Annotated in this window: 20 protein-coding genes; 11 read left to right on the top strand and 9 right to left on the bottom strand. The window is 41.7% G+C overall.

Going from position 1 to position 19041, the window contains the following annotated elements; translation table 11 throughout:
• Window positions 1-31: 31 nt before the first annotated feature.
• Window positions 32-439, top strand: coding sequence for a universal stress protein (locus V7K21_RS21665; RefSeq protein ID WP_335177292.1), 408 nt, complete (start codon window positions 32-34; stop codon window positions 437-439).
• Window positions 440-537: 98 nt separating this feature from the next.
• On the opposite strand, the gene V7K21_RS21660 is transcribed toward V7K21_RS21665, so the two are convergent.
• Window positions 538-1557, bottom strand: coding sequence for a metal ABC transporter solute-binding protein, Zn/Mn family (locus V7K21_RS21660; RefSeq protein ID WP_335177279.1), 1020 nt, complete (start codon window positions 1555-1557; stop codon window positions 538-540).
• Between the two features lie 54 nt (window positions 1558-1611).
• On the opposite strand from V7K21_RS21660, the gene V7K21_RS21655 reads away from it, so the two are divergent.
• Both V7K21_RS21655 and V7K21_RS21650 read left to right on the top strand, forming a co-directional pair.
• Window positions 1612-2340, top strand: coding sequence for a metal ABC transporter ATP-binding protein (locus V7K21_RS21655; RefSeq protein ID WP_335177278.1), 729 nt, complete (start codon window positions 1612-1614; stop codon window positions 2338-2340).
• Window positions 2340-3224, top strand: coding sequence for a metal ABC transporter permease (locus V7K21_RS21650; RefSeq protein WP_335177277.1), 885 nt, complete (start codon window positions 2340-2342; stop codon window positions 3222-3224). Before V7K21_RS21655 ends, V7K21_RS21650 begins: the two co-directional genes overlap by 1 nt.
• Before the next feature lie 285 nt (window positions 3225-3509).
• Here the strand turns inward: V7K21_RS21650 and V7K21_RS21645 are convergent, their stop codons facing one another.
• Both V7K21_RS21645 and V7K21_RS21640 read right to left on the bottom strand, forming a co-directional pair.
• Window positions 3510-4220 carry a GDYXXLXY domain-containing protein gene (locus V7K21_RS21645; protein ID WP_335177276.1) on the bottom strand — a complete coding sequence of 237 codons (711 nt, stop codon included), beginning with the start codon at window positions 4218-4220 and terminating at the stop codon, window positions 3510-3512.
• A gap of 481 nt (window positions 4221-4701) precedes the next feature.
• Window positions 4702-6120 (bottom strand): DUF2157 domain-containing protein, encoded by a 1419-nt coding sequence (locus V7K21_RS21640; RefSeq protein ID WP_335177275.1) that lies wholly within the window; start codon window positions 6118-6120, stop codon window positions 4702-4704.
• A 151-nt stretch (window positions 6121-6271) separates the two neighbouring features.
• Here V7K21_RS21640 and V7K21_RS21635 point away from each other — a divergent pair, with 151 nt between their 5' ends.
• From V7K21_RS21635 to V7K21_RS21625, 3 genes are read left to right on the top strand one after another with little or no spacing between them, the layout of a single operon-like run.
• Complete coding sequence (locus V7K21_RS21635) at window positions 6272-7237, top strand: RsmB/NOP family class I SAM-dependent RNA methyltransferase (protein WP_335177274.1); 966 nt, start codon at window positions 6272-6274, stop codon at window positions 7235-7237.
• 14 nt (window positions 7238-7251) lie between these two features.
• Complete coding sequence (locus V7K21_RS21630) at window positions 7252-7476, top strand: hypothetical protein (RefSeq protein ID WP_335177273.1); 225 nt, start codon at window positions 7252-7254, stop codon at window positions 7474-7476.
• A 30-nt stretch (window positions 7477-7506) separates the two neighbouring features.
• On the top strand, window positions 7507-8058 hold the full coding sequence (locus tag V7K21_RS21625) for a biotin/lipoyl-binding protein (protein WP_335177272.1): 552 nt from the start codon (window positions 7507-7509) through the stop codon (window positions 8056-8058).
• Here the strand turns inward: V7K21_RS21625 and V7K21_RS21620 are convergent.
• The 6 genes from V7K21_RS21620 to V7K21_RS21595 all read right to left on the bottom strand — a co-directional run bounded on the left by V7K21_RS21620 (window position 8014) and on the right by V7K21_RS21595 (window position 15640).
• Window positions 8014-8412 (bottom strand): hypothetical protein, encoded by a 399-nt coding sequence (locus V7K21_RS21620; protein WP_335177271.1) that lies wholly within the window; start codon window positions 8410-8412, stop codon window positions 8014-8016. The two genes, V7K21_RS21625 and V7K21_RS21620, sit on opposite strands and share 45 nt — an antisense overlap.
• Before the next feature lie 459 nt (window positions 8413-8871).
• Complete coding sequence (gene kdpC / locus V7K21_RS21615; protein WP_335177270.1) at window positions 8872-9510, bottom strand: K(+)-transporting ATPase subunit C; 639 nt, start codon at window positions 9508-9510, stop codon at window positions 8872-8874.
• Window positions 9510-9779: a potassium-transporting ATPase subunit F gene (locus tag V7K21_RS21610; RefSeq protein ID WP_335177269.1), complete on the bottom strand. Its 270-nt coding sequence runs from the start codon at window positions 9777-9779 to the stop codon at window positions 9510-9512. The genes kdpC and V7K21_RS21610 overlap by 1 nt, the downstream gene beginning before the upstream one ends.
• Window positions 9780-9785: 6 nt before the next feature.
• Window positions 9786-11927 (bottom strand): potassium-transporting ATPase subunit KdpB, encoded by a 2142-nt coding sequence (gene kdpB, locus V7K21_RS21605; protein ID WP_335177268.1) that lies wholly within the window; start codon window positions 11925-11927, stop codon window positions 9786-9788.
• A 320-nt stretch (window positions 11928-12247) separates the two neighbouring features.
• Window positions 12248-13993 (bottom strand): potassium-transporting ATPase subunit KdpA, encoded by a 1746-nt coding sequence (kdpA, locus tag V7K21_RS21600; RefSeq protein ID WP_335177267.1) that lies wholly within the window; start codon window positions 13991-13993, stop codon window positions 12248-12250.
• A 417-nt stretch (window positions 13994-14410) separates the two neighbouring features.
• Entirely contained in the window at window positions 14411-15640 is a 1230-nt protein-coding gene (locus tag V7K21_RS21595) for an FIST signal transduction protein (RefSeq protein ID WP_335177266.1), read from the bottom strand.
• A gap of 370 nt (window positions 15641-16010) precedes the next feature.
• On the opposite strand from V7K21_RS21595, the gene V7K21_RS21590 reads away from it, so the two are divergent.
• From V7K21_RS21590 to V7K21_RS21570, 5 genes are all read left to right on the top strand, one after another.
• A complete protein-coding gene (locus tag V7K21_RS21590; RefSeq protein WP_335177265.1) occupies window positions 16011-16256 on the top strand; it encodes a Calvin cycle protein CP12 in 246 nt (81 codons plus the stop codon).
• A gap of 686 nt (window positions 16257-16942) precedes the next feature.
• Window positions 16943-17539, top strand: a complete 597-nt coding sequence (locus V7K21_RS21585) for a DUF3177 family protein (RefSeq protein ID WP_335177264.1) — start codon at window positions 16943-16945, stop codon at window positions 17537-17539.
• A gap of 36 nt (window positions 17540-17575) precedes the next feature.
• Window positions 17576-17872 (top strand): DUF7734 family protein, encoded by a 297-nt coding sequence (locus V7K21_RS21580; RefSeq protein WP_335177263.1) that lies wholly within the window; start codon window positions 17576-17578, stop codon window positions 17870-17872.
• A gap of 67 nt (window positions 17873-17939) precedes the next feature.
• The gene (locus V7K21_RS21575; RefSeq protein ID WP_335177262.1) at window positions 17940-18530 is read left to right on the top strand and encodes a hypothetical protein; all 591 of its coding nucleotides are present in this window, start codon (window positions 17940-17942) and stop codon (window positions 18528-18530) included.
• A gap of 174 nt (window positions 18531-18704) precedes the next feature.
• Window positions 18705-18971 (top strand): hypothetical protein, encoded by a 267-nt coding sequence (locus V7K21_RS21570; protein WP_335177261.1) that lies wholly within the window; start codon window positions 18705-18707, stop codon window positions 18969-18971.
• Window positions 18972-19041: the final 70 nt, after the last annotated feature.

Here is a 19041-nt window from a genome sequence, read left to right as displayed (position 1 = left end):
TACCGGAGTCAGGGGTACCCAAGTGACAGAGATATTTAAGACAGTACTATTTCCTATTGATCAAAGCCGGGAAACGCGGGAAGCTGCTGATATGGTGACCAACATAGTTAAAAAGTTCGGCAGTCGCTTGGTGCTGCTGTCTGTGGTAGAAGAACCATCTCCAGACGCACCTAGTGCAGATCCGATGGTGTCACCAGAGGTAGTTGCCAAACTGCTGGAAAGTGCCCAATCTTTATTTTCTGGGCAAGGAATTAAATCCGAAATCCTGGAAAGGCAAGGGAAACCAGCTTTTACTATCTGCGATGTCGCTGATGAAATGGGGGCTGATTTAATCATCATGGGGTGTCGGGGGCTAGGTTTGACTGAAGAGGGAGCTGATGATAGTGTCACGACTCGCGTGATTAACCTTTCCCCTTGCCCAGTGCTGATTGTGCCTTAGGTTTATATCGGCGCGATCGCTTCTAGTGTAGATACACGCTCTCGTATCCATCAAGAGAGCGATCGCTACGGCAAACTATTCGGCGTCCCTAACTCTGTTTATTTAGGCTTAAACTCCGTATACTTGCCCCCTAAACCTTCTACAATCGTGCGTGTATTGGCAATTAACATTCCTTGGTAAGTTTCCCCCTCTGTCCCCTTTTCTCCCAAACCATCAGCAAACAATTCTCGGTCTGAAACCTTAACTTTTGCCTCTTTTGCTACCGCTTGAATTAGTTTCGGGTTAATCGTCGTTTCTGCAAAAATTGTCGGCACACCTTGCTTTTTTATATCATTCGCTAATGCGCCTACCCGTGCAGGTGTGGGCGCTTCTTCTGTGCTAATACCCCCTAGCGCCCCTTCAATAGGAATTCCATAAGCTTTGGAATAGTAACCAAAAGCATCATGAGTGGTGACTAATTTGCGTTGCTTAGGTGGAATTGTGGCAATCTCTGATTTAATCCAGGTGTCTATCTGGCTGATTTCGTTTGTTAATTTTTGGGTGTTGCTGGTATAAGTTGCAGCATTATTTGGAGCTATCTTTGCTAATTTTTGGGAAATAGTTTCACCTATAGCTATCCCATTCTGGGCATTGTGCCATACATGGGGGTCAGTAACAGTTTTACCATCCTCTTCAAATTGCTGAGGTTTGGGGACTGCAACTTCATCTACAGCTACCTTGGCAGCAGAATTTGAACTAGCTTTAATTAACTTGATTAAACTAGGTTCAAAATTGTAACCGCCGTAGAGGATTAATTTAGCCTGCTCAATTGCTTTGCTATCCTCTGGCTTTGGTTGGTATACGTGCGGGTCTGAACCGGGATCGATTAAGCATTTGAGGTCAATTGTATCACCTGCGATTTCTTTAGTTAAGCCACAAGCAACGGTATTGGTAGCCACTACTAATGGGCCTTTCCCACTGGCTTCTGGAACAGGTGAAGTACCTGTTTGGGGAGCCGCCACATTATTAGCAGGTGCGGAAGTTGATTGGCTGGTTTCTGATGTCGGACTACATCCAAGTACTCCGCATGTTAAGGCAAGAGCAGCTAGGGATTTTAATCGCAATTTGTAAGATATCATAAATCTGATTGCTTTAGTTATAGTGATTATCATTATCATATAAATGGTAAATTTATGTTAGAGGTTAAACATTTAGCTGTAAATTACCGAGGAGTGATTGCGGTTGAGAATGTGAGTTTCCGCTCCTTACCGGGACAAATTGTGGGTGTAATTGGCCCAAATGGTGCTGGTAAAAGCACAATGGTGAAAGCAATTTTGGGCTTAGTACCAACTACGAGTGGAGTTGTGAAGTTTCGCGATCGCGCTTTGAAACAACAATTAAGTTCTGTTGCGTATGTACCACAGCGATCGCAAATAGACTGGGATTACCCGATCACAGTTTGGCATGTGGTGCTGATGGCGCGGACTGTGCATACTGGCTGGTTTCGCGCACCTTCACGCTTTTCTCAAGAAATAGTTAAAGATGCTTTGGCAAGGGTGGGGATGTTAGAGTTGCGATCGCGTCAAATTGGAGAATTATCAGGCGGACAGCAGCAGCGAGTATTTTTAGCAAGAGCTTTAGCACAACAAGCCGAATTATTATTTTTCGATGAGCCATTTGTTGGAGTTGATAAAAAGACAGAAGCCATAATGTTTGATGTATTTGAAGAACTAAAATCTCAAGGCAAGATTTTATTAGTAGTCACTCATGATTTGGGAACAATTTTGAAAAAATGTGACCAGTTACTATTATTAAATAAACAAATAATTGCCAACGGGTGCATGAACGAAGTGATGACAGCAGATAATATTCAACGTGCATATGGAGATAGTGTATTTATATTGAATAAGGAAGTAGTTTAATGTTAAATTGGCTAATCGAACCCCTAAGTTTTGAATTTATGCGTGGAGCACTTGTTACAGCAATTCTGTTGGGTGTTCTTTGCGCTGTTGTCGGTACTTACCTGATTGTTCAACGCATGGGATTACTGGGAGATGTGATTGCTCATGCAGTTTTACCAGGATTAGCTATAGCCTTTTTCTTAGGTATTGATATTTTCTTAGGTGCATTTATTTCTGGAACTCTCAGCACCTTTGTAATTGGTTGGATTCAATCCCAATCTCGGATCAAAGTTGATGCAGCTATGGCGTTAGTTTTTTCGGGATTTTTAGCCTTGGGTATCATGCTAATTACCCTATTGAAAAGTAAGTTAGACCTGCATGAATTTTTGTTTGGCGATATCTTGGGTGTAACTACAGATGATGTGAAACGCACTGTAATTATTACGGTTGTTGTCTTGCTTTTAGTAAAGCTTTTTTACAAAGAATTGCTATTTTATACATTTGACCCACTTGGCGCTCAAGCAAGTGGTTTACCAATTAATTTGATTCATTTTGGTTTAACTGGTGCTATCACACTGACGATTATTGCTAGTATGCAAACTGTAGGTGTAGTATTAGTTGTTTCTCTGCTGATCGGGCCAGGAATTACAGCTTATTTATTAGTGAAAGAATTACACCAAATGATGCAATTAGGCGCAATTATCGGTGTAATTAGCAGTGTAACTGGAATGTATATTAGTTACTATTTGAACGTCCCATCAGGCGCAGCTATAGTTTTAGTTGTTTCCGTCCTATTTTTATTAGCATTATTTTTTAGTCCTACCCAAGGAATTTTGACCAGACCAGAAATGACTGATCGAAGAGCTAAACTTCTTAGCCAATTAAAATTTCAAAATCCGAAGTGATAGTGCATTTATGTCGCCTGGAAACATCCCAATGCAAGCAGATTTACCAAAATCGTTACTTGTCAATCGTAATTGAATAGGGGTTGATACCCCCATTTCTATAAACGGCTTGTTTTGTGTCGGGGTTGAAATCCCCGTCACAAAACATATTAATCAGCATTTCAGCCGATACTGTTAGCTGCTTGAAAGCGATCACTCTAGTATCAATGCAGAATATTCTTTCTTCACGAGGGCACAAACTCTTGTTTTCCGTTAACTTCCGAAAGTTTGTGATCTACTAACAGCTTAAAAGCGATAGTTGCGATCGCGCACCCACATACTAACCGGCACTGCCTTCCCCTGTGGATCTACTTTCGCCTTCACCACAATGGGTGGTAGCTGTCCTCTGCGGGCGCGTTGGGTTTGTAAGTCATTGGAAATCTGCCGCCGTTGGTTTTCTTTTATGTAATACGTTTCTAAGCCGTAGTTAACAGAACCATCCTGATAAACACCTTTTAAGGCTACCTGATTGGCTCTTAAAGAAGTGGGGCGATCGCTACTTACTCGTAACGGTCTCCAAGCTCTAGGAACACCACGACCAGAGGATAGTTGCTCTTGCAAAGTTACGAAGATGTTGGTTCCTTCAGGCAATCTTCTGCCACTTCCACGGCCTCTGCTGACTAATGTTTGCCAACCAGGTAGTCGGCTCAAATTTGCGGTACGGGATATGTTGTAATCTAACGCTAAGGTGTTACCTTCTAGCACATTGTTAGGGTCTACAGGTACGGTTTGCAAAATCACCGTCTTACCTGTCACGTCTGTATAAACCGCTTGGGCTGGTACTGCCATAATTAGCCCTGTTTGCAGCGCCAGGGGAGCTAGTAACCGCCAAAAAGGTAAGGGCTTATTCGATTTTTGTTCACTGGCAATCAAGTAATCCCGAAAAGTCACCTTATTGGAGAATTCGGCTTCGGGAGACAAGGTTTTATTTTTAGATTCAGGAGAACTATTAGTCATGAGCGTAGTCCTAAAAAGCAAAGGGATTGAGGAGGCCAAAAGTAACTAGATTAGGACTGACGCAGAGAAACTTTAAAAATTTTGACGCACAGAGATTTCAGAATTTTAGATTTTAGATTTTAGATTTTAGATTTTTTTATTCAATCTCTTCTCCTGTCGGAGACGCTGCGCGAACGGGTGACGCTCCTACGGACGCTTGTTCCGACGCTCCTACGGACGCTCGTTCCGACGCTCCTACGGACGCTCGTTCCGACGCTCGTTCCGACGCTCGTTCCTCGCTAACGCTGCGCTATCGCTAACGCTGCGCTATCGCCCTTGGCGTCTCCCCTTCTCCCAAAGGGAGAGGTTAACGCCTGCCGTAGGATGCCCGTTCGCCGTAAGGCGTCCCGTTAGGGAAGGGCTGTAGGGAGAAGACCGCGCTGCTTCACCAAAATCCAAAATTAAAAATCTAAAATTTTCACGGCTTGTTTCATCTTTTGCACTACTTCTTACTTGTAGAGCTACCACCAGGTAGACGGCGTTCAAACCATAGTCCAGCGCTAATTAAAGCAGAACCGCACAAGACATAGACCAGTGACTTAAAAAGTAAGTCGGTATCGTACTCTTGTACGCGACTGATAATTTGCACTGTTAATAATAGCATACCGCCCCAAAAGGAACTTCTGTTGCTTAATTTCAATCCTTCTTGAATTAGTCCCCAGGCTAATGTTGCTAGAAGTACATTGAAAATAAAAACACCAAGTTCATCAATCCGGCTGATAGTTTGATGCCAAAAAGGTATTATGGCAATAAAGGCAAGAAAAGTACTAATGACAGCAGTTGTGAAAATCACTTCGCGGCGCGGAGGGTTATTTCTTTGACGCAGTAGAAACAACCATTGCAATACTGCCAACCCGCTGAGAATCCCCAGATCAATGATCGGCAGAGACTCGAACAAGTTTGTCACATTCGTTGGCTGATTATAACCATAATTTGGAGATTCCCAGACCCAACGAAAAGAGAGAATGTAAAAGACAATGCCGAAGCTTACCAATGCTAAATTACGGGCCAGGGATTGAAACAACCTGTAATTTATGCTTGGAAACAGCAAATCATCATAACTCCAGAATAATGCAGGTGGGAGTGCAAAAGCAAAAGATGCCACCCAAGGGGCTATATCAGCATAATTCAGCAGTGGCAGCGGATTGAGGTTGGCTTGTAAAGAACTAGCAAAGACAAAGGCTGCTAGACCAAAAATCCAGCGCGATCGACAGAAGTAGGCTAAGGGAACAAACACCAGCCATGCCAACAAAGGCATATGCTGCACTACTAGCCGCGACCAAGTGAACTCATTTGAAGCGTACCACAAGTCTTCTAGTCCAGTCCAGTACCCGATTTCCACGAGGACAATTGACAGAATTCCTAAAGAATTTAAGCACAAACCGAAGGCCATCACCACAACACCCAACCCCCAGGCGAGAAACAATTGGGAAGTTGAACCGGCAATATTGAACATCTGGGCCATCAGCAGTAAATTTGCACCGAAAATGAAAGCGCTTAAAATTAGCAACCCCTCTCCCAGTAAGCGTTTACTTCGTTGTGGCTTCTTTCCTTCAGGTGGTCTCCAGGTGTAAAAACCAGTGATAGCGATCGCAAAAAACAAACTCATCATCAGAATAAATTTGATTTCTCGTGACCCTCCCTGCCAGTTTCCGGCTACAAAGGTAATTATGCCTAAGCATAAAAGGATGCCGCCTACAGCAATCGCGATCGCTTTATTGCGATCGCGTGCAGCAGCTTCCAGGTTTTTAAATTGATAACGTTCTGCTAATTGCTCATACAGCGAAGAACTAATTAATCCTTCATCCCTCCATAGTTGTGCTTCTTTGCGTAATTTTTGCCGAAAATTCTCTAAGATCATGACCTTCTCCGGTGCAGTGGGGTAGCTTGGCCATTGCAATCCCAATGGCGGTCATTATATTTTGAGTATGAAGCCAAAAGCCTTAATTACATTGTTCTTGTGTAACAGTTTGATTTGTATTTTGATACAACCTAGTTATTTATATATATACATGGAAAAACCTTCTAATTTATTACTTAAAGCCTCGCGGCGTTTGTTCACTAATCTAGATGAACAAGAAAAATTTATCGAGGCTTTAATGAATCCTCAGCCTTTTTCACCCAGTATTCTTTGGTGTCAAGAAAAACCAGATATTTCACCTTTGGCAGTGGAAACACCAACCTCTTGGCAACCAAAATTTATAGACCGCTTATACCTGGGAGAAAAACCCGGTCAGCATCCCTTACATCAAAAAGGATATTTCTATTGCTTAGATTTTTCTTCGGTATTTGCAGCTACTACTTTGTTAGCTATTCCTCAGTCAGTACGTTTAGTTTTTGATATGTGTGCCGCACCAGGAGGTAAAAGTATTTTCGCTTGGAAAGCTTTACAACCTGACTTATTAATCAGTAATGAAGTCATTGGCAAACGTCTGGGAATGCTAATTTCTAATTTTAAGCGTTGTCAGATCAGCCCTAGTGCAGTGGTTAATAGAGATTCGAGTATATTTGCCCAAATGTTTCTCTGCTCTAGCAATCTAGTAATAGTAGATGCTCCTTGTACTGGACAATCGTTACTTGCTAAAGGTGAAAAAGCACCCGGATGTTTTCACCCAACTGCTATTAATAAGAGTGCAAATCGGCAAAAGCGCATTATAGCTAACTCTGCTAAAATTGTTTCACCACAAGGCTATCTGGCTTATATGACTTGTACATATTCACCCGAAGAAAATGAGCAAATTTGTGAATGGTTTTTAGAACGCTTTCCCCAGTTTCAGGCAATAGAAATGAGTAATTTAGCTAAGTATCAGTCGCATTTAACTACCATGCCTTGTTATCGAATGTTTCCTCAAGATGGGTTAGGCGCTGGTGCATTTACAGTCCTGTTTAAAAATACTAATGACGATGAAGATGAGCCTAAAGAATTAGATTTAAATACAATATCTTCGCTGTATATCTACGAGAATTTGAAAAAGTAAAATTAGTTACATTGGTGACATATATTATAATTAGTCACCGACCAAAAGTCATCCAGCGAGCAGATTGGATTATACTGCTAGAACTTGGACGCTTACAAATTCAAGGTACACCAAAACAGTTGCGTCAAATCAAAGGTGACCATTTAAATTTCCTAGATGATATTATTCCATCGAAAAATGATTTAGCGATCGCAACTTCTGCTTCCCACCTTAACGGCAAACCTGCTGCGATTAATTAAATCGTATTTTTTTTAATACTGCACTAAATTATGGTTAGCAAGACAGATTTTGTAACCCCAATTCAAACAAACGAATTTTTACCACCACTTGGCCGTTGGACTACCTTTGGCGGCATGATTATCCTTGGCATTCTCAGTTTAGCTATTCCAGTCGCAGCGATCGCTAAATATAAAGTCATAGTTAAAGGACAGGCGGTTGTTCGTCCAGCCGGGGAATTGCGGGTTGTGCAAGCCACAACCGAAGGTCAAGTAATGCAGATTTATGTCAAAGAAAATCAAGTTGTTAAAAAGGGAGATGCGATTGCAACCATTGACGATTCCTGTCTGCAAACTAAAAAAAGTCAACTGCAAACTAATATTCGACAAGCTAAATTACAACTGGTGCAAACCTATGCCCAGATTCAAGCCTTCAATAGCCAGATTCGCGCCGAGACTGACCGTGTTCACCGGATTATTACAGGTGCCCAAGCCGAATTGAGTGGTCACTACCGACAATATCAAGACAAAAAAATTACTAGTGGCAAGAAAAAAACTCACTTATTTAGGTTTGTAATCAGAGCAATTCAGTGCTTGTTTACTTAGAACAGTAGAAGGGTGTACTGCACAGTTTAGAAAATGGTTGTTATTAAAAAATCGGCAGTTCTTACAGGGATGTTCCCAAAAATATTTAATGCTTACTATTTCGTTTTTATCTTGTGCTGCATTTTCTGGGGGATCTTCTACTGCTTTGCAGACGTATGAAACAATATAAACGACAATTCCCCAAACAATTATGAAGCAAACGTGAGCCAAAAGCACTGCTATAAATGGAATATCTCCGTCATGTGGTTTTGCTTCATGATGTGTTACCTTAGTCGGGTTAGCTTCAATCAAGCTGGACTGATTAACACTTTTTTGTGTGAATAAATAAAGTTTAAAAAGCTCCAAAGTATACATATTTAAAGCCTTAAATGCTATGATTTGCTCGGATTAAAACACCAAAGAAGCTTGACTCTACAACTCTTTTATTTTTGAACACAAAATATTTTTATTTAATTCTAATAATATTGTGCAGTAATCTACAGAAAATTTTATTTATATTTGATATATTTTGAAACTATTTGATATATACCGGAATAAATAAAAGATATGTTTATTGAATAGTTAAAACAATATATGCTTAGAAGTATATTTTGTATAGGTATAAAAGTTTTTGCAAAGGTAATTTTTTTACATAAATATTTAGCGATTTATGGCAGCGAATAAAGAATAAAAAACTCTTAATTAAACTGTATTAACATATAGTTTTTATTAATTATTAATGAATAACAATATCTCCGAGTTATTTAATAATTCGGAGATATAAGGTTTGAAATAAAATTCGATAGTAAATAGTTTTAACTACTTTCCATGCTTTTATTCCTTGATTTTATCCAGAGCTAAATTTAACTTCAAAACATTAACTCCAGGCTCGCCAAAGATGCCGAGAAAGCGACCATCGGTGTTTTGAGAAATCAAACTTTCTATTTGGTTCGGCTGAAATCCTCGCACCTTGGCTACTCTGGCAATTTGCGCGATCGCAGCTTCGGGGGTGATGTGAGGGTCAAGGCTGGAACCAGAGGTGTAGACTAGATCGCCAGTCGGCTGTACACCTGCTGTTTTTAGACGATTGAAGTCACCTTCAACCTTTTTGCTGGGATCGGGGTCATCTTTACCTTTAATGCGTTCCAGCAATGCAGGATTACTGGGAGCCAAATTACTAGCACCAGAAACCCCAGTTTTCAAAACTCCCGCATCGTCCTTTTTGGGATCGGCTGTGCTGTAGGTGGTGGTACTGGGACGGCTGTTAAAATAGCGATCGCTACTAAAAGGTTGACCAATCAAGGCAGAACCTACAACTTCACCTGTATTATTTTTCAGTAGACTACCGTTTGCTTGAAAGGGAAACACAATCTGCCCAATGGCAATCATCGCAAAAGGATAAATAATCGCTCCAATAACCCAGAGTACCAGGGTAGAACGAACAGCTCTGCTAGCTTCACGTGCAAAACTCATTAGAATTTCTCCGGTACAAACATTACAAAAAATAGGTAGATGGAAAGCCCTAGTGTCACCAGTCCTAACAGTCCCAATCCCCAAGATTGACTGCGGGAAAGTTGTTCGCCAGTAGCTGCATAAACCAAAGGTGCAACCACTAGGTTGAAACACATCGCCAAGAACAAGTACAGTGGCAGCTTTTGTCTACGCCATTGACACCAGATTTCAGTTATTTCTTCTAATACTTGGGATACAGGGATAGTGCGTCGGATATGAGAAGGTTTCATAGTTAATTAAGACAACGGCAGAATAATATCTATCAGTTTGATGGCAATGAAGGGAGCAATAATGCCGCCAAGTCCATAGATGAAGATGTTGCGGCGTAGGAGTTGATCTGCTGTTAAAGGTAAAAACTTTACCCCTTTGAGTGCTAGCGGAATTAGTGCCGGAATAATCAAGGCATTGTAAATCAGCGCCGAGACGATCGCAGATTGGGCACTCTTTAATCCCATAATATTAAGTGCGCCGATTCCAGCAGCTGCAAAGATAGTGGGAATAATCGCAAAATATTTGGCAATATCGTTTGCGATGGAGAATGTTGTCAATGCACCACGGGTAATTAACAACTGTTTACCTATGGTTACTAGGTCAATAAGCTTTGTGGGGTCAGAGTCTAAGTCCACCATGTTAGCAGCTTCTTTGGCAGCTTGCGTCCCAGAGTTCATCGCCACACCTACATTTGCCTGAGCTAGGGCGGGTGCATCGTTGGTACCATCCCCGGTCATTGCCACCAGTTTACCCTGAGATTGTTCGGAGCGAATCACCTCAATTTTGTCTTCTGGAGTCGCTTCGGCAATAAAATCATCCACTCCAGCTTCTTCGGCAATTACCGAAGCGGTAATTCGATTGTCACCTGTGAGCATAACTGTGCGAACACCCATGCGGCGGAGTTGGTCAAACCGTTCCCGTAAACCAGGTTTGACAATATCTTTGAGGTAGATGACCCCATAAATTTTGTCATCTTGGCAAACAGCTAAGGGTGTACCGCCTAACCGGGAAACTCGCTCATAAGCTGCGTCTACATCATCAGGAACGTAGCCGCCACGAGAACGGACAAATCCGTTAATTGCCTCCACCGCTCCTTTGCGAATTTGTTTACCATCAGCTAGATTCGTGCCACTCATCCGGGTTTTCGCCGAAAATTCCACACCTTCAGCTTTGTCGATATTAAAGTCTACTGCAACCTGGGACTTTTCTGCCAATATCACGATTGATTTGCCTTCTGGTGTATCGTCAAATAAGCTAGCAGCTAGGGAGACTCGCGCCACATCTTCTAGTGAGTGATTATCCAAAGGAATAAACTCATCAGCCATCCGATTACCCAAGGTAATAGTGCCTGTTTTATCCAGCACCAAGGTATTGATGTCGCCGCACGCTTCTACTGCTCGACCAGAGGTAGCGATGACGTTAAATTGGGCAACCCTATCCATACCAGCGATGCCGATCGCACTGAGCAAACCACCGATAGTTGTAGGAATCAAAGCTACCAGTAGCGAGATGAGGATGGCAACGCTAGCACCCGCCCGTAAACTGTTTCCTGCTTCAACGCCAAAGGCCGTGCTGACAAAGCTGGCAATGTAGCCAACAAATGGAGGCATAGTCGCCACCACAATCAAGAAAACCTGTGTTAATACTGCCAACAATACCGTTAATGCAATTTCGTTGGGAGTCTTGCTGCGTTCTGCTCCTTCCACCAGGGAAATCATGCGATCAATAAAGCCTTGACCAGGGTCAGCACTAATGCGAATTGTCAATTCGTCTGAGAGGAGGCGTGTACCTCCTGTCACGGAACTTGCAATATCTGTACCTGGTTGCTTGAGTACGGGCGCAGATTCTCCAGTAATTGCAGACTCATCCACTGAGCCAATGCCTTTAATTACATCCCCATCGGCGGGAATCATATTATTTGCAATCACCTTAACTAAATCGCCCCGTCGCAGTTCCGTAGAATTGACTTGTTGTATAGAACCATCGGGGAGGATTTTGTTAGCGATCGTATCTGATCGCGTTGATCGCAGTGAATCAGCCTGTGCTTTACCGCGTCCTTCAGCTACGGCTTCGGCAAAGTTGGCAAAAACGAGTGTGAAAAAGAGAATAAAGCTAATCAACCCGTTTAACAGGCGTTGTTGATTGATATCTGCCTGGATTGTGCCAAAGAAATTTGGGTTAAGGGTAACAAGGAAGGTGACAATTGTCCCTACCCAAACAACAAACATAACTGGATTTCTGACAGTAATTCGAGGATCGAGCTTGACAAATGACTCACGAATTGCTCTCTGGTAAAGCCCCCGCATATCTGTTTTAGGTGTGTGCTTGCGCGAGTCACGAGTTCCAGATGGAATAAGGGGGGAGGGAGAATCAGTAGTAATTGGCATACATTAAATTTTGAGCATAAGTCTTTGAGGTTGATTGACGGAGTTAAAAGATGAATTGACGGAGTTAAAAGGTGAATTGACGGAGTTAAAAGGTTGATTGACGGAGTTAAAAGGTGAATTGACGGAGTTAAAAGGTGAATTGACGGAGTTAAAAGGTGAATTGACGGAGTTAAAAGGTTGATTGACGGAGTTAAAAGGTTGATTGACGGAGTTAAAAGGTTGATTGACGGAGTTAAAAGGTGAATTGACGGAGTTAAAAGGTTGATTGACGGAGTTAAAAGGTGGATGAATCAGTCTCTAATTCTCCTTGTCCCCAATTCCTAGCCAATGCCTTTGGCAATAAAAAAGGCTTCACCGATGGGACCTAACGCAAGTACTGGGAAGAATGTAAGTGCGCCCAAGATTAAAATCACGCCTGCGGTAACGCCTGTAAATAGTCCGGTATCGGTTCGCAATGTACCAGTCGTGTAGGGAACAGCTTGCTTGCGAGACATGCTATCTGCTAAAAACAGTAAACCCAAAATTGGAATATAGCGGCCAGCTAGTAAACTGAAGCAGGTACTCAAGTTCCACCACAGAGGTGTTGCAGTGGTTTTTGCGCCCGTGGCGATCGCTAATGGCGAAGGTTGGGAATCGCCTAAACCTTCAAACCCAGAGCCGTTGTTAGCAGCAGCTGAGGCATATTCGTAAATCACCTGAGAAAAGCCATGAAAGCCAGGATTGCTAATTCCTGCCAGTTGTTCAGGAAAAGCTAAGGCGATTCCCCCCGGAATTAAAATTGCGATCGGGTGAACTAGCAAAATCAGGAAGCTAGCAAGCACTACCTCGCGCTTTTCAATCTTGCGTCCCAGAAATTCTGGCGTGCGTCCCACCATTAGACCTGTGACGAATACTGCCAGGATGCTATAGGCAAACAAGTAAGCTGTTCCTGTACCCTGTCCACCCCAGATGATTTGCAGGAACATATTAGAGAGAAAAATAAAACCGCTGATCGGCATGAAGGAGTCGTGGAAACTGTTGACGGCTCCGCACATGGTTGCAGTTGTACTTACGGCAAATAATGCCGATTCTGCCCAACCAAACCGGACTTCTTTACCCTCTAGGTTCGGTTGCTGACTGCCCAAAAGCGTATTTACAGCCGGATTGCCGTTGTATTCTCCAATAGCGGTAACAATCAGAAATCCTAGAAAAATTACACCGATCATGCTGTAGAGTAACCAGGCTTGTTTGGTGTTATTTGCAAATAAGCCGTAAGTGTAGATTAGGGAAGTGGGAATTGAAAGCATTGCCACAATCTGAATTAAGTTAGAAAATCCGTTGGGATTTTCAAAGGGGTGTGCCGAGTTGATGGCGAAAAAGCCGCCCCCGTTTTCCCCTAATTGCTTGATAATTTCAAAATGGGCAACGGGGCCACGAGCGATCGCCTGACTAATATTCGGGTCTTCCAAGGTCGGGAATACAACTGCACCCGCTAGGGTTTCTGGAACTCCAGCTGCCATCAAGGCAATGCTACCCACAATACAAATAGGCAGCAAAATTCGGGTAATCGAGCGAATTATATCTACATAAAAATTGCCTAACGGTCTACCCGTCAATCCCCGAATAAAAGCAATTCCTACTGCCAAACCAGTCGCAGAGGAGGTGAACATGTGATAACCAAGTCCCCACATTTGGCTGGCATAGCTCATGTAGGTTTCACCAGAATAGTGCTGCTGGTTGGTATTAGTAATAAAAGAAATGGTAGTATGTAGCGTTGTGTCCCAAGTTGGGGCATTTATCCCCGTGGGGTTGAGTGGTAACCATCCCTGATTCATGATGATAGAGAAAATCAGCAACCCCATTACTACGTTGCTATACAGGATTGCCCGCCCATACTGCCAGCCAGTCATGTTTTCTTTGGTTTTAACGCCAACCAAAGCATAAAGCACTTGCTCAACCGGATTCAAAATTGGGTCGAGAAAAGTATTTTGCTCTAGGTAGACACGCGCCATGTAGCGCCCAAAAAAGGGAGTGAACGCTACTACAATTAGTAGCGTTAATACAATTTGAATCCATCCTTCTAGCATTGGATTAGTCGAACTCCGACATGAAGAAATTTCAGATTAATATTAGATATTTTTTACTATGAATCAGAAAAAATCATTAAGTCTATTTTTATTCATTATTAACTCACCTGAAACTATCTGCTTTCTAAATTAATCATGGAGCTTTTAGTTAAATAACACAAGGTATAAATTAATATTTAAACTAGTATATATAAGGAATATATTTCTCTATATATACAAGTTTTCAGAGCGTTTATCTCGATATATATCTGCAAATATAGAAGGACAACTCAATGCTAAACAAGCAGCTGTAGCAGCCATAAATTATTCGTGAAAAGTTAGATCCCCGACTTCTTTAAGAAGTCGGGGATCTGGACACCGCGAATTTGAACGAAATTCAGATAGGATTGCTATAGAGTCAGGAGTCTAATTCATAATTCATAACTGATTTTGGCGACAAATTCCAAATGCTGAAGTGTAGGCATGTAAGAAAGTTCTGCCACCAACAGGGCCGATTTCACCACCACAGAAAAAGCCGACTACAGGAATATCATTAATGTAGCGCCGAAATAGTTCAGAATCGAAATTGGGTTTACCATATAGTCCTTCACCTCGCCCCAGACAGGCAAACATCAAGGCAGCTACAGCAGAGGGTTCAGAGTCTCGTTGGTGTTGATAACTTTGGAGGAGTAATTCTAGGTCTTCAGCAGAGGCTTGGGCATCGCGTAGGTGAAATTGCAGTCTTTGGCCAGGACGGACGCGATCGCCAATTGCGATCGCCCCAGCTGCTGGATCGACCCCAAGAATACCACGAATTAAAAAGTCTCCTTGCTGCAAAGCCAGCTTAAATTCATCCATTGCCACACCAACAAACAGAGAGTGCTGTGCTAAAGTCCGTTCTTCTTCGCTGAGACTAGCAATCAAATCCCGTAACACCATCAAAGGAACTTTATCATCTAACTCCAGAATAATATTGCGATCGGCTTTTGTGACTTGCAATGGTTTGCCAATCGGTCGGCATCCTTGGGCTACAATCGTTTCCAAAACAATATTGCCAGTCAAAGCTATACCAACAGTCCCCTCGCGATACAGATTTTGGTGTTCGTCAGCATCGTTACAAAATAGGGCAACACGACCACCCATACCCCCACCACTAGCTTGTCCCCCCACTATCACCGATCCTGGATAAGCAAAATCCAATCCCTGCAACAAATTGTTGATTCCAGAGGCGAAAGAACTAGACAGCAAGATGAACTGGGGTGTCGGTGATGCTGGCACACCGATCAAATCAACCCAAGCATCTGGTGAACTGTCTAAGTCAGGTAATTCTTCAGCAACAATATGAAAGACTTGAACCTTCACTCCTGGAAGGTGTGCCAAAGTTAAGCTAATAGCTGGTTCAGTTTCCAGTTCTTGGGTTTCTCCGCTAACTGTCGTCCCAATCACACCTCCACCACTACAGCCAATTAACACTGGCACAGAAAGTTTTTCGGCTAACAACGGTAACAGTCGGGAATACTCACTCGCAAAAGCAGACGAAATGAATACCAGTCCTAGATCCGCAGGTGCTGTTAATGATGAGACAGCTCGTTCCACCACATCTGTAACAGCGGCTTCCAAAGAATGACGGGTTGATAGGGCGTTTGCCCACTGCATTTGGTCTGCCATGAGTTTTGAGCTTCTTTCTCTTTTTAGGCTAGTAGGTTTTGATTTTTTCTTTTGGGAAGAATTGCATTTTACAATAATTAGCCCCAGCCCTTTGTCTCCTCCATCCCAAGAAGCTGGGGTTGTCATTCCCTAATAGATGCATCTAAATATATTGTATGATTGTTTATCTATAGTACTGATTCCACAAAATCTTAAAAAATTAAAGATGAATGCATTATAGATGCAACAGTTTCCTGTATTGGTTATAAATCAATAGGCTAAAATACTAACTTATGAGCTAAGTGGTTAGAATGGTTAGTAATCAAGCCAAAATCTCCCATTTCTTAATTTTTCTATACTGGTATTAACAACACACAACGAGACTGAAGCAATGACTAACATCCAAGAAACAACAAAGAGCGGTATCGAAGAGAAAATTCAAGAAGAAGTCGAACAAGCGCGTACTGTCTGTGATACTAACGGTAGCAACTCACCAGAGTGTGCTGCTGCTTGGGATGCAGTAGAAGAATTGCAAGCCGAAGCTTCCCACAAGCGCCAAAGCAAGCCAAAAAACTCTCTAGAACAGTATTGTGATGACAACCCAGATGCAATTGAATGCCGGGTTTACGACGACTAGAAATTCAGCCAAGTGAATTTTCTGTTCATTTGGTCAGCAAGCAACCAGGATTTACTTGCTTAAATGTCGCACTTTCACCTCACTCCCGCCTCAAATCGCACTCTCTCTCTTTGATCATTTTCTCCAACTGGTGGAAAATTGGTGAAATATCTGAAGTTACAGATGTATAAGGGTTAAACTTTGAGAGTTTTTTATCTTACTAAGGAAACCTTTATACCCAAAAAAGTTGGGGGGTTGTCTGGGAGTGCCGAGTTTGTAGTTGGTGGGTGGGTTTTGAACAGACTCCCTGATGCTACTACAGGTAGGTGCAAAATTTAAGTTGAGGATCTTTGAGTTGCTTGTTTTTTGTTAAATAGAGAGATTAGGAAAGTAAATTAAGCATTATACCATGTAATACCTTTTCCAAAAATCTTTGCAACAAATGAATTGGCTGTAGGGGCGTACACATGTATGCCCCTACAAACGTATTTATAGTATAAATTTTGTGAAATGGTATGAGTTGGGGAGTCACTTGCTTGCATAAAGAAGTTAGAGCGCAGTTTTGAGGCAAGACACTGAGCTTTATGCTTTGATTAAACTGTTATCTAATATAGATAGACTACTAGCTAGCTAATAGCTTACAGGTTTATCAGTTATGGATAGTTGCTCTTGATTAAAAATGTTTTATTTAGCGTTTGAGAAAAACAATGAACTATAGTATTTGGTTTCGCCCTTTCGTCTGGATTGATTACCGACTGGCAGTATTATTCTTGGTAATTATTCCGCTAATTCTTCTGATTTGGGCATTTGTGCAAAAAGCAGAAAGTATACAACGCTTATTGAGTATATACTGGCGGGTATCAAGCCTGGTAGCAATCACGATTTACTTAATGATTGCCCAGTATCCAGTTAGCTTTATTTCTGGGTTAATAGCTCAGATTTTGATCCCGATTTCCCTGTGGTTCTGGGTGGATATCAACGATGAAATTGAGTATCAAACCAGTGGCTCTTTGAAATTTATTTTTACCTCTTGGCGCTGGGCTACAACTGTTTATTGTATTTTGGGTACACTAGCCTTTATCCCTTTTTTGGGTTGTGCTTTTTCTGGGAATGCGCTGAAGACTTCCTATTGTAGTGTTTGGTTTGAGGCTCCGTTGCTATTCAAAGAATATTTCCATGCTAATAGCAAAGCTGAGTTTTTAGGTTTTCTTGGCATAATTAGTTTAGTAATTTATGTGCTTTACTTAAGCTATTTTGTTCTGATTAAGCTGGGTAAGCAGGGACGTTCAGCCACACCACAGTAACCGTCATTGCGCCACCTTACTCCTACTCTTAAAAAAATGAATTCGATTGGCAAGCGACTGGAACAATACACCGCTAAACGCCCCCAAGAAGTGCTACTTGTAACAGTGGAAATTGCTGATGAGCAAGATACAATTGCTATTTTCAAAGGCTTTTCCAGTTCTTTGATGCGTCCAACGGCATTTGATGCAGATGTACCAGTTCTACCCGATGGGGCAAACATCCTCAATATTGACCGAGTAGCCAGTCCTTATAATCCTGAAGCACCCCGTTATATTCAACAAGGACTCTCTTGTGAAGCTATGGAAGCTCTATTATTAGAAGTAGGAGTGTAACTAATTCCTAATTTTGTGATTAAGGCTAAGGCTAACTTTGAGATTTATATAGCTCTTGGAGAGCATCTTGAGCGAACGTAGAATAGTATCTCAATACATGGTAATTACTCTTTCTACAGATGTAATTCCGTACAAAGCAATTTCACTCCTCAACTTTTCTGATGAATCGCTAGATTCATCATTTGCTAATGGTGATTTAGTTGTATTTTTGAGTGAGCTTTACAACGAATATAATCTTATTCTTAGTGAAAGTGGTGATATCTCTTTCTCTGGTGAACATTTTAGACACTACATAACTGAACAAAAACTTGAAAGAGGGCTTGAAGAAAGTTGTAATTTCGCTGAACAATTTACTAAATATGCTGTGAATACGCTTCCTGCACCTGCGGCGGCTGAAACTTACAAACTAATTAACCCAGAATATTTCTTTTCCAATGTAAGCTTTGGAAGAACACTGAAATATCTTATTGCTTGGGATAATCTTTGTAGCAATGTACTCGCTGAAAGTGCCTTCTTCTCACAAGCCCATTTGCTTGAAGCACGTACAGATATAGATGCGTCAGTGGATATGGCTGCCCGGTTTTATTACAAACAATCATTCCAAATACTTCGCGGTTTCTTAGAAAACGCGGTTCTACCAGTACATTTCTGTAATTAGCCCAATGAATTTGATGAGTGGCGGTCTAATAATTATCATACTCCTGCACTTCGTGGAAAGAACGGACTCCTAAATAAATTAGTTGTTTTAGGTCTGATTACTAGTAATTTATCTAACGATATCTCTGATCTTTACCAACAGCTAAATGGTAGCATTCATGGCGGAGAAAGATATTTGAAACACAAAGGAATACACAGAAATTCATGGAGTGGCCTACTCTTTAAAGAGCCGGATTTTTTGAATTGGTGTACAGCAGTTTATAAAGCTATAGAAGTGGGTGCTAAACTGCTTCAAATCAATGTAAAACAGTTAATGAACTTACGAAGTTCTGGTGATGTTGTATGTGCAACTTGTCATAATGATAAATATCTAAAGCTGGAAGAGTTTATGTTTGGCGGCAGGAACTTCAAACAGTATTTACAGCATTTACGGGTGTTATGAGGTACAGTAGCAGCAACTAGCAAACCAGTTTCTTAAATGTTGAGGATTTATTAAGCCGAGTGCAACTGAG

The sequence above is a fragment of the Nostoc sp. genome (genome assembly GCF_036919595.1).
Taxonomy (GTDB): domain Bacteria; phylum Cyanobacteriota; class Cyanobacteriia; order Cyanobacteriales; family Nostocaceae; genus Nostoc.
Note: the sequence above shows the minus strand (reverse complement) of the source record. Positions and strands in the feature narration are given on the sequence as shown.

Bases quoted from the DNA above. Each gene is read 5' to 3' on its own strand.
- V7K21_RS21660 (WP_335177279.1), bottom strand. From the start codon at position 1,557: ATGATATCTTACAAATTGCGATTAAAATCCCTAGCTGCTCTTGCCTTA.
- V7K21_RS21655 (WP_335177278.1), top strand. From the start codon at position 1,612: ATGTTAGAGGTTAAACATTTAGCTGTAAATTACCGAGGAGTGATTGCG.
- V7K21_RS21650 (WP_335177277.1), top strand. From the start codon at position 2,340: ATGTTAAATTGGCTAATCGAACCCCTAAGTTTTGAATTTATGCGTGGA.
- V7K21_RS21645 (WP_335177276.1), bottom strand. From the start codon at position 4,220: ATGACTAATAGTTCTCCTGAATCTAAAAATAAAACCTTGTCTCCCGAA.
- V7K21_RS21640 (WP_335177275.1), bottom strand. From the start codon at position 6,120: ATGATCTTAGAGAATTTTCGGCAAAAATTACGCAAAGAAGCACAACTA.
- V7K21_RS21635 (WP_335177274.1), top strand. From the start codon at position 6,272: ATGGAAAAACCTTCTAATTTATTACTTAAAGCCTCGCGGCGTTTGTTC.
- V7K21_RS21625 (WP_335177272.1), top strand. From the start codon at position 7,507: ATGGTTAGCAAGACAGATTTTGTAACCCCAATTCAAACAAACGAATTT.
- V7K21_RS21620 (WP_335177271.1), bottom strand. From the start codon at position 8,412: ATGTATACTTTGGAGCTTTTTAAACTTTATTTATTCACACAAAAAAGT.
- kdpC (WP_335177270.1), bottom strand. From the start codon at position 9,510: ATGAGTTTTGCACGTGAAGCTAGCAGAGCTGTTCGTTCTACCCTGGTA.
- V7K21_RS21610 (WP_335177269.1), bottom strand. From the start codon at position 9,779: ATGAAACCTTCTCATATCCGACGCACTATCCCTGTATCCCAAGTATTA.
- kdpB (WP_335177268.1), bottom strand. From the start codon at position 11,927: ATGCCAATTACTACTGATTCTCCCTCCCCCCTTATTCCATCTGGAACT.
- kdpA (WP_335177267.1), bottom strand. From the start codon at position 13,993: ATGCTAGAAGGATGGATTCAAATTGTATTAACGCTACTAATTGTAGTA.
- V7K21_RS21595 (WP_335177266.1), bottom strand. From the start codon at position 15,640: ATGGCAGACCAAATGCAGTGGGCAAACGCCCTATCAACCCGTCATTCT.
- V7K21_RS21590 (WP_335177265.1), top strand. From the start codon at position 16,011: ATGACTAACATCCAAGAAACAACAAAGAGCGGTATCGAAGAGAAAATT.
- V7K21_RS21585 (WP_335177264.1), top strand. From the start codon at position 16,943: ATGAACTATAGTATTTGGTTTCGCCCTTTCGTCTGGATTGATTACCGA.
- V7K21_RS21580 (WP_335177263.1), top strand. From the start codon at position 17,576: ATGAATTCGATTGGCAAGCGACTGGAACAATACACCGCTAAACGCCCC.